Below are 7,374 nucleotides of genomic sequence, written 5' to 3'. Positions count from 1 at the left end.
CTCCTCATTCGCGGCGTTGAAGGACCCGCTGTCACGGGCGTACTACGACCGGAAGCGCGCCGAGGGCAAACGGCACAACCAGGCCCTCATCGCCCTCGCCCGGCGCCGCTGCGACGTCCTCTTCGCGATGCTCCGCGACGGCACGCTCTACGACGCGCCGAGCCCCACGACAGCCTGAGAGGCCAGAGGCCATCAGCCGGCGGACAAACCCCGCCGGCCGTTGGTTGCTGCCCAAAAACGATCCGCCACCATTTCGAAGGAAACCCCGGCCCAATGCTTGACAAAAAACATAGGGACACGTTATCGCTGGATGGTGGTGAGGCTACTTCGCGCCGGCCAGGGCATAGCCGGAGGACCGGATTGCCTCAGCCAGGGCATCCGGGGCGGCAGTGCCAGTGACAATCAGCCGGGACGTGCCGCCCGGGACGAGATCGACGGTTGCGGTCTGGACCCCTGATACGCCGGACACAGCCTTCTCAACGGTCTGGACACAGTGTCCGCAGGTCAGCCCTTCCAAAGCGTACTGCGCGCCGGAAGCCTGGACCTCCGGCTTGACTGTCGCCGAAGCCCCGGCCTGGGTGTCCGCGGCGGGGGAGCAGCAGCTGCAGCCGTGCTGTGCAGCGGAGGCAAGGGGGAGCGGGGTCCGTGATTCGGTGGGTCCACACATGTCAGTTTTCCTTCGGAGCAGGGATGCAAAGGGTTCGTTGGGGATGAACGGCTGTAACGGCCGGGGCCTGGACAAACCACGTCACTGACAACACCCATAGGATACCCCCTAGGGGTATATTTCGCAACGATTCCGCAGCAGGGGGCCGAACCGTCCGCCTCAGGTGGGCTGCGGGCCGTTAGGCCCTTGCCGGCGGGTCCCGGCGGGTCAACACTCAAGGTATGAGCAGTGTTCCTGATCCTCGTCTACCTGAAGCGCCGCGCCCGTTTCCGTCCCGGGGCCCGTTCGGGCCGTGGACGCAGGGCCTGCTCACCGTTCTCATCGCCGCAGCGGCGATATACCTCATCACCAACCACTGGCTCCATGTCCTGGACGGGCTGCCCTATCTGGGTGTGGTGCTTGTGATGAGCTTACGTATGTTCGGGCATGGAGGCCACGGCGGACACGGTAGCTCCACCCATCAGGGGCATGGGGGACAGGAGGGCCCGGGTGGGCCTGCCCGCCCCCGGCCCGGGGGAGGTGCCGGCAATGTCCACTGATTACGGGTATGACCTGTGGTGGCTAGTGATCATCAATTCGGCCGTGTTCATTATTTTCGCGTTCAGTTTCGTCCGGCCCAGGACGCAACTGGACTGGCGGGCGCTGGGCGGTTTTTCGGCGTTCATCGTGGCGCTGTTCACTGAGATGTATGGTTTCCCGCTGACGATCTACCTGCTCTCGGGATGGCTGGGGAACCGGATACCGGGCGTGGACCTCCTGAACCACAACTCGGGTCATTTGTGGCAGGACCTTATCGGCTGGCAAGGGGACCCGCACCTGAGCCCGCTGCACCTTCTGAGCAACGTGCTGATCGCGGCAGGGTTCATCCTGCTTTACCGGTCCTGGCAGATCCTTTTCGCGGCACAGCGGACCCAGCGTCTGGCGGTCACGGGACCCTATGGCAGGGTGCGGCATCCGCAGTACGTGGGGTTCCTGACCATCATGGCCGGATTCCTGCTGCAGTGGCCTACGCTGCTGACCCTGCTGATGTTCCCGGTCCTGGTCATCGTCTATCTGCGCCTGGCCCGGAAGGAGGAACGCCTGATGGACGCCGAGTTCGGTGAAGCCTACGCCGCCTACCGCCGGCAGGTTCCCGGATTCGTCCCCCGCTTCGGACGCCGCCCCGCGGGCGCCGGTCAGAAGCTGCAGAAGGGCCCGTGATGTACCGGCAGCCGGGCGCGGACGGGGAGGCCGGGTTACCGCCATGCTGTTCCTGGCGGTAAAGAACCTGGTCCAGGAAAAGACCCTCCTGCTGATCAGCGTCGGCGGGGTCGCGTTCAGCGTGCTGCTGATCATGAGCATCCAAGGCCTGTATCAGGGGGCTGGAGCAACAAGATCGGTGAATACATCCGCACCGTGCCGGCGGATTACTGGATCACCCAGACAGGCGCGACGGACATGTTCCACACCCCCGCGGTACTGCCCCTGACCGTTCGGGACTTCCTGACCGGCGTTCCGGGGGTCGCCAGCCCCAAGCCCTTCAGCGGCCGCCGCGTCGCGTTCACGCACAACGGCAAGGACATCAACCTCTACGTCATTGACGACGACACGGAGAACAACGTCGGAGCCCCCGCGCGGGTGGTCGAAGGCAAAGCCATCCCCGACAAGGGCGAGATCATCATCGACCGGGTCGTCGCACGCAGCGAGAACATCAGGATCGGGGACATCATCCCCGTCGCCGGGAGGACGCTGAAAGTCGCCGGCTATTCCGAGGGCGGATACATCCTCAGCTTCTCCTTCGCGTTCGCCACCAAGGAAGACGCCGAAGGCATCCTCCAGCTGCCCGGCGCCACGAACTTCTTCCACGTCACGGTCAAGGACGGCACCGCCGCAGGCGAGGTCGCATCCCGGATCGAAGCGGACCCTGCTGTGGATGCCATCACCCAGGACAGGTTCGTGGAAAACAACACGAACATCGTCCGGGACACCTTCCTGCCCATCATCCTGGTCCTGCTGTTCATCGGGATCGCCGTGGGCATGACGGTCATCGACCTGACCATCTTCACCTCCACCATCGAAAAAGCCCGCGAATACGGCGTCCTGAAGGCCATCGGGTGAGCAACCGCCAGCTCTACACCGTCGTGGTGGAGCAGGCGATCACCGCAGCCGTGCTCGGTTACCTCGTCGGGGCGGCCCTGGCCCTTGCCGTCAGCGCCGCCGCGGGAAACTACGTTCCGGAATTCATCACCGAAATCCGCTGGTTCGATGCGGCCTGGATTTTCGCCGTCACCCTGGCCATGGCCGTGGTGTCCTCGCTGCTGCCGGTCCGCCGGTTGGCCCGCATCGACCTGGCGGAAGTGTTCCGCGCATGAGCGTCGTCTCCGTCGAGGACGTGTCCAAGACCTTCGGCGCCGGGCACACCGCCGTGACCGCCGTGGACCCCGTATCCCTCAGCGTGGACGCCGGGGACATTGTCCTCGTGATGGGACCGTCGGGATCGGGAAAAACAACCCTGCTGTCCATGATCGGCACCCTCATGTCCCCCACGACGGGCAGGATCCTCATCTCTGGGCAGGACACCTCCACCCTTGAACCGGCACAACTGTCCAGGCTGCGGCTGCGCGAATTCGGCTTCGTGTTCCAGACCTTTAACTTGCTTTCGGCACTGACCGCGGAGGAAAACGTCATGATGCCCCTGCTCACGGCCCGAGTGCCCCGGAAAGAGGCCCGGGCTAAAGCCCGGACGTCACTGGAGCAACTTCAGCTCGGGCACCGGCTGCGGAACCTGCCCCGGGACCTTTCCGGCGGGGAAAACAACGCGTCGCCATCGCGCAGACCGGAAAAATCCACGAATTCCCCGTCGTCCTGATCGGAACCGAGCACTGGTCCGGGCTCATGGATTCATCGCCCCGGACGACATCCATCTGCTGCGCTGCACCGATGACATCGACGAAGCGGTCGAGCTGATCCAGCACTGCCACCTGCGCCAGCTCGCGCTCTGATCCGGAGGGCGGACGATGAGCGGCCCGGGCGGCGTACAGGTGCGGGGAGCCCGCGGACCGGGACTATGCTCCGGATCGTGGCGGGTGGGGCTTGTGTTTTCCGGCCATCAGGCTTGGCCTCCAGGATGCACCGGTCCTGTGGTTCGCGGCCCTGAGGGCACTGATCGCGGCTGCGGCGCTGTTGCTGACATGGAACTCGTCGCTGCCAGCGCCTGGCATTTCCTGATCGGCGGGGCGCTGCTGGCCGGGATGGCCGCCATCCGGGGGCCGACGCTGGCGATCAACCGGACCGGGCAGTTCCTGACGGTCCCGCTGTTCCTGTCGCTGGCGGGAACGGCGGCGTTCCTGGCCTGGTTCAGGGAAGCCACGCGCCCCGCCTGGATCTCCTGACTGCCTGGACCTGCTCGTGCCCGTCATCGGCGTCGGGGTCTCGCTGTTCCTTCCCGGGGAACGGCCGCCGCCTGGGGCAGCGGCCGTCATCGTCCTGGCCCTGGCTTGTGCTCCGCGGATCCCGCCGGACCGGCGAGGGCAAGAGGACTAAAGACTCTGACGCGGGAAGCCGATCGGGACGAGAGTGAACCCCAGGGCACCGGTGGGCCCGGGTGCAGGGAGGAAGCAGAGATGATGTATTGGGACGGGAACATGGGCGTCTGGGGGTACATCCTGATGGGCGTGAGCTTTGTGCTGTTCTGGGGCGCCGTCATCACCGCCATCATCCTCTTCGCCCGCTCCATGGGAGCGGGCAGCCGCAGGTACGAGGAAAGCGGACAAGGTGCGGGCGTCGCGGAGAATCTGCTCGCGGAACGGTTTGCCCGCGGTGAAATCGACGAGAGCGAGTACACCGCCCGGCTCACTGCGCTGCGCCGCGGCCGCGGAGCATGAGCGGCCCCATATCCGCCAGATCCGGCCGGAACCTTTGACTGCCCGATGGGTATACGTTGGGTGTAACCGGAAACGACGTCCCGGGCGAAAGCCCTTACGCAGTGAAGGTCCGATGACCGGGTGGCGAAACCGCTGTCCTCCCTGGATACGCCTGCGGAAGGACGCAGCATGGGCTGCCCACACCGAACCGCCTCACCCGCCTGCCACAGCCAGGATCCGCACTGTCTTTCGGCCGGGCGGTTCGTCCTGCGGGAGCAGGATTGACGGAGGAGACGCAATGACATCAAAGCTGCAACGCACCGTCGTGGAGGTCCGAGGCCTGCACTGGGCCACCTCCAAGGCGGTGGTGGAACGCGTGCTGCGTGCGCGGCCCGGTGTCGCCGCCGTCGACGCGAACGCGGTCGCCCAGACCGCGCGACCGTGAGCTTTGACCCGTCCGTGACCACGGTGGAGCAGATCTCCGGCTGGATACGGGACTGCGGATACCACTGCCGGGGCGAATCGGTCCCAGACCACGTCTGCTACCCGATGGACGAAACCGCGCGCACTGCCGGGACGAAACATGGCACAGCCACAAAGACCGGCGCCGGCCACCCGCTGTCCGCACACGTCCACCCCGCCGGGACTGTACATCCGACGGAGCATGAACACCAGGCCATGCACCCGGGTCACGCACCCGAAGCGGCGGAACAGCACACCGGGCATGCTCATCCGTCAGCGGACAGCCATGCCGGCCACGGCGCGGTCCAGCACGCTGAGATGGCCCGGACACCGCAAGACATGATGGGCCACGGCGGACACGACGGTGGAATGTCCATGGATGACATGGTCAGGGACATGCGAAACAGGTTCCTGGTCGCCGCGGTCCTGTCCATCGGCGTGACCCTGTGGTCTCCGATGGGCCGGGACATGTTCGGTTTCACCGCCCCGACGCCGTTCGGGCTCCGTGACGACGTCATGGCCCTGATCCTGTCCCTGCCGGTCATCTTCTACTCCGCGTGGATTTTCTTCGACGGCGCCTACCGGGCGTTGAAGGCCCGCACGCTGGACATGATGGTCCTGGTCGCGATCGCCGTGGGCACCGGCTGGCTTTACAGCGTCTGGGTCACCTTCACCGGCGGCGGCGAGGTGTTCTACGAAGCGGCCACCGTCCTTGCCTCCTTCGTACTGCTGGGCCACTGGTTCGAAATGCGCGCACGGGGCGGGGCGAACGAGGCCATCCGCACGCTGCTCGAGCTTGCCCCGCCGGCCGCAGTCGTCATCCGCGACGGCGAAACTGTCGAGATCCTCACCTCCGAAGTCCAGACCGGGGACCTGCTGCTGATCCGGCCAGGGTCCAAAATCCCCGTTGACGGGGAAATCGAGGACGGCCAGTCGGAGGTCGATGAGTCGATGGTCACGGGGGAAAGTCTTCCGGTGACCAAGACCATCGGCTCGTAAGTGAGCGGCGCGTCCATCAACACCACCGGCACGATGCGGGTCCGGGCCACCAGGGTCGGGGCCGACACCGCGCTGGCGCAGATCGTGGCGCTCGTCCAGGAAGCCCAGAACTCCAAGGCACCGGGCCAGCGGCTGGCCGACAGGGCCGCGTTCTGGCTGGTCCTGGTCGCCCTGATCGGTGGGACCGTCACTTTCGTAGCCTGGCTCGCCCTCGGGGCGGGAGTTCAGGCGGCTCTGCTGTTCGCCATCACCGTTGTCGTGATCACGTGCCCTGACGCGTTGGGCCTTGCTACACCGACGGCCATCATGGTTGGCACCGGGCTCGGCGCCAAACGCGGCGTCCTGTTCAAGAACGCCACCGCCCTGGAAGTCTCCGCCCGGATCGACACCGTCGTGATGGACAAGACCGGCACCCTGACCAAAGGCGAACCGGAAGTGACCGACGTCGTTGTCGAAGGAATCAGCGAAAGCGAACTCCTGGCCCTGGTCGCCGCCGTCGAGCAGGAATCCGAACACCCCCTCGCCGCGGCCGTGGTCCGCCACGCGCAGGAGCGCGGCGCACCCGTCCTTGCGGCTTCGGATTTCCTCAACGTTCCCGGTCACGGGGCCGGCGCTACCGTGGACGGGCACCGGGTGCTGGTGGCAACCGCAGACTTATGGCCAACGAAGGAATCGATCTGGGCCCGCTGGCCGCGGTGCGCGATGAACTTGCCGACACCGGACGGACCGCAGTGCTCGTCGCCGTCGACGGCAAGGCCGCGGCGGTGATCGCTTTGGCGGATGCCGCGAGGGAAACCGCGGCCGCGGCAGTCGCGGCCCTGCACGAGGCCGGGATCGAGGTCGTCATGCTCACCGGGGACAACGAAGCCACCGCCAAGAGGATCGCCGGGCAGCTGGGCATCGACACGGTCATTGCCGAAGTGCTCCCCGGAGACAAATCAGTGAAGATCGCGGAGTTGCAGCGGCGGGGGAGGGTCGCCATGGTCGGCGACGGGGTCAACGACGCCCCGGCCCTGGCGCAGGCGGACCTTGGCATCGCGATCGGTGCCGGCACGGATGTGGCTATCGAAACGGCCGACGTCGTGCTCATGCGCTCGGATCCGCTGGACGTGCCGATTGCCCTGCGGATCGGCAAGGGCACCCTGCGGAAAATGCGGCAGAACCTGGGCTGGGCCCTGGGGTACAACGCGATAGCGCTGCCGATCGCGGCAGGGGTCTTCGCGTTCGCGGGGATCGTCCTCAGTCCGGAGATCGCGGCCTTGTCGATGTCCGGTTCCAGCTTCCTGGTCGCCGTCAACGCACTGCTGCTCAAGAGGCTGCGGCTGCCTCGGCCGGAGACGCCGGAGGCCAGCACCGCGCGTGCTGCCCGGCCGCTGGCCCCGGCCGGGAACCGCTAGGCAACCC

11 protein-coding genes and 2 pseudogenes are annotated in these 7,374 nt (G+C 66.3%); 12 read left to right on the top strand and 1 reads right to left on the bottom strand.

The window, feature by feature from the left end; genetic code table 11:
- A pseudogene (locus tag ACX80X_RS16225) lies at window positions 1-178 on the top strand (IS110 family transposase); the annotation flags it as partial.
- Between the two features lie 144 nt (window positions 179-322).
- Here the strand turns inward: ACX80X_RS16225 and ACX80X_RS16220 are convergent.
- Window positions 323-667 (bottom strand): heavy-metal-associated domain-containing protein, encoded by a 345-nt coding sequence (locus ACX80X_RS16220; protein ID WP_252603811.1) that lies wholly within the window; start codon window positions 665-667, stop codon window positions 323-325.
- A 221-nt stretch (window positions 668-888) separates the two neighbouring features.
- Here ACX80X_RS16220 and ACX80X_RS16215 point away from each other — a divergent pair, with 221 nt between their 5' ends.
- The 11 genes and pseudogenes from ACX80X_RS16215 to ACX80X_RS16165 all read left to right on the top strand — a co-directional run bounded on the left by ACX80X_RS16215 (window position 889) and on the right by ACX80X_RS16165 (window position 7,367).
- Complete coding sequence (locus ACX80X_RS16215; protein WP_252603808.1) at window positions 889-1,206, top strand: DUF2933 domain-containing protein; 318 nt, start codon at window positions 889-891, stop codon at window positions 1,204-1,206.
- Window positions 1,196-1,867 carry a methyltransferase family protein gene (locus ACX80X_RS16210; protein ID WP_252603803.1) on the top strand — a complete coding sequence of 224 codons (672 nt, stop codon included), beginning with the start codon at window positions 1,196-1,198 and terminating at the stop codon, window positions 1,865-1,867. The genes ACX80X_RS16215 and ACX80X_RS16210 overlap by 11 nt, the downstream gene beginning before the upstream one ends.
- Window positions 1,868-2,062: 195 nt before the next feature.
- Window positions 2,063-2,764, top strand: coding sequence for an ABC transporter permease (locus ACX80X_RS16205; RefSeq protein WP_252603801.1), 702 nt, complete (start codon window positions 2,063-2,065; stop codon window positions 2,762-2,764).
- Window positions 2,761-3,018 carry an FtsX-like permease family protein gene (locus ACX80X_RS16200; RefSeq protein WP_252603799.1) on the top strand — a complete coding sequence of 86 codons (258 nt, stop codon included), beginning with the start codon at window positions 2,761-2,763 and terminating at the stop codon, window positions 3,016-3,018. The genes ACX80X_RS16205 and ACX80X_RS16200 overlap by 4 nt, the downstream gene beginning before the upstream one ends.
- A complete protein-coding gene (locus ACX80X_RS16195; RefSeq protein ID WP_252603796.1) occupies window positions 3,015-3,515 on the top strand; it encodes an ABC transporter ATP-binding protein in 501 nt (166 codons plus the stop codon). Before ACX80X_RS16200 ends, ACX80X_RS16195 begins: the two co-directional genes overlap by 4 nt.
- Before the next feature lie 271 nt (window positions 3,516-3,786).
- Window positions 3,787-4,038, top strand: coding sequence for a hypothetical protein (locus ACX80X_RS16190; RefSeq protein WP_252612016.1), 252 nt, complete (start codon window positions 3,787-3,789; stop codon window positions 4,036-4,038).
- Between the two features lie 231 nt (window positions 4,039-4,269).
- Entirely contained in the window at window positions 4,270-4,530 is a 261-nt protein-coding gene (locus tag ACX80X_RS16185; RefSeq protein ID WP_252603790.1) for an SHOCT domain-containing protein, read from the top strand.
- Window positions 4,531-4,807: 277 nt separating this feature from the next.
- Window positions 4,808-4,954, top strand: a complete 147-nt coding sequence (locus tag ACX80X_RS16180) for a cation transporter (RefSeq protein ID WP_252603787.1) — start codon at window positions 4,808-4,810, stop codon at window positions 4,952-4,954.
- Window positions 4,955-5,058: 104 nt separating this feature from the next.
- A pseudogene (locus tag ACX80X_RS16175) lies at window positions 5,059-6,411 on the top strand (heavy metal translocating P-type ATPase); the annotation flags it as partial.
- Window positions 6,406-6,738 (top strand): hypothetical protein, encoded by a 333-nt coding sequence (locus ACX80X_RS16170; RefSeq protein ID WP_252603814.1) that lies wholly within the window; start codon window positions 6,406-6,408, stop codon window positions 6,736-6,738. The pseudogene ACX80X_RS16175 and the gene ACX80X_RS16170, both read left to right, overlap by 6 nt.
- A complete protein-coding gene (locus ACX80X_RS16165) occupies window positions 6,627-7,367 on the top strand; it encodes an HAD-IC family P-type ATPase (RefSeq protein ID WP_252603783.1) in 741 nt (246 codons plus the stop codon). Before ACX80X_RS16170 ends, ACX80X_RS16165 begins: the two co-directional genes overlap by 112 nt.
- The last annotated feature ends 7 nt before the right edge of the window (window positions 7,368-7,374 follow it).

This window comes from Pseudarthrobacter sp. MDT3-1 (assembly GCF_054510755.1).
The sequence above is the reverse complement of the archived record's forward strand: the minus strand, read 5'-3'. Positions and strand labels throughout refer to the sequence as shown.

Excerpts from the sequence above, each read along its gene's own strand:
- ACX80X_RS16210 (WP_252603803.1), top strand. The coding sequence starts at position 1,196 with ATGTCCACTGATTACGGGTATGACCTGTGGTGGCTAGTGATCATCAAT.
- ACX80X_RS16215 (WP_252603808.1), top strand. The coding sequence starts at position 889 with ATGAGCAGTGTTCCTGATCCTCGTCTACCTGAAGCGCCGCGCCCGTTT.
- ACX80X_RS16220 (WP_252603811.1), bottom strand. The coding sequence starts at position 667 with ATGTGTGGACCCACCGAATCACGGACCCCGCTCCCCCTTGCCTCCGCT.
- ACX80X_RS16165 (WP_252603783.1), top strand. The coding sequence starts at position 6,627 with ATGGCCAACGAAGGAATCGATCTGGGCCCGCTGGCCGCGGTGCGCGAT.
- ACX80X_RS16185 (WP_252603790.1), top strand. The coding sequence starts at position 4,270 with ATGATGTATTGGGACGGGAACATGGGCGTCTGGGGGTACATCCTGATG.
- ACX80X_RS16195 (WP_252603796.1), top strand. The coding sequence starts at position 3,015 with ATGAGCGTCGTCTCCGTCGAGGACGTGTCCAAGACCTTCGGCGCCGGG.
- ACX80X_RS16180 (WP_252603787.1), top strand. The coding sequence starts at position 4,808 with ATGACATCAAAGCTGCAACGCACCGTCGTGGAGGTCCGAGGCCTGCAC.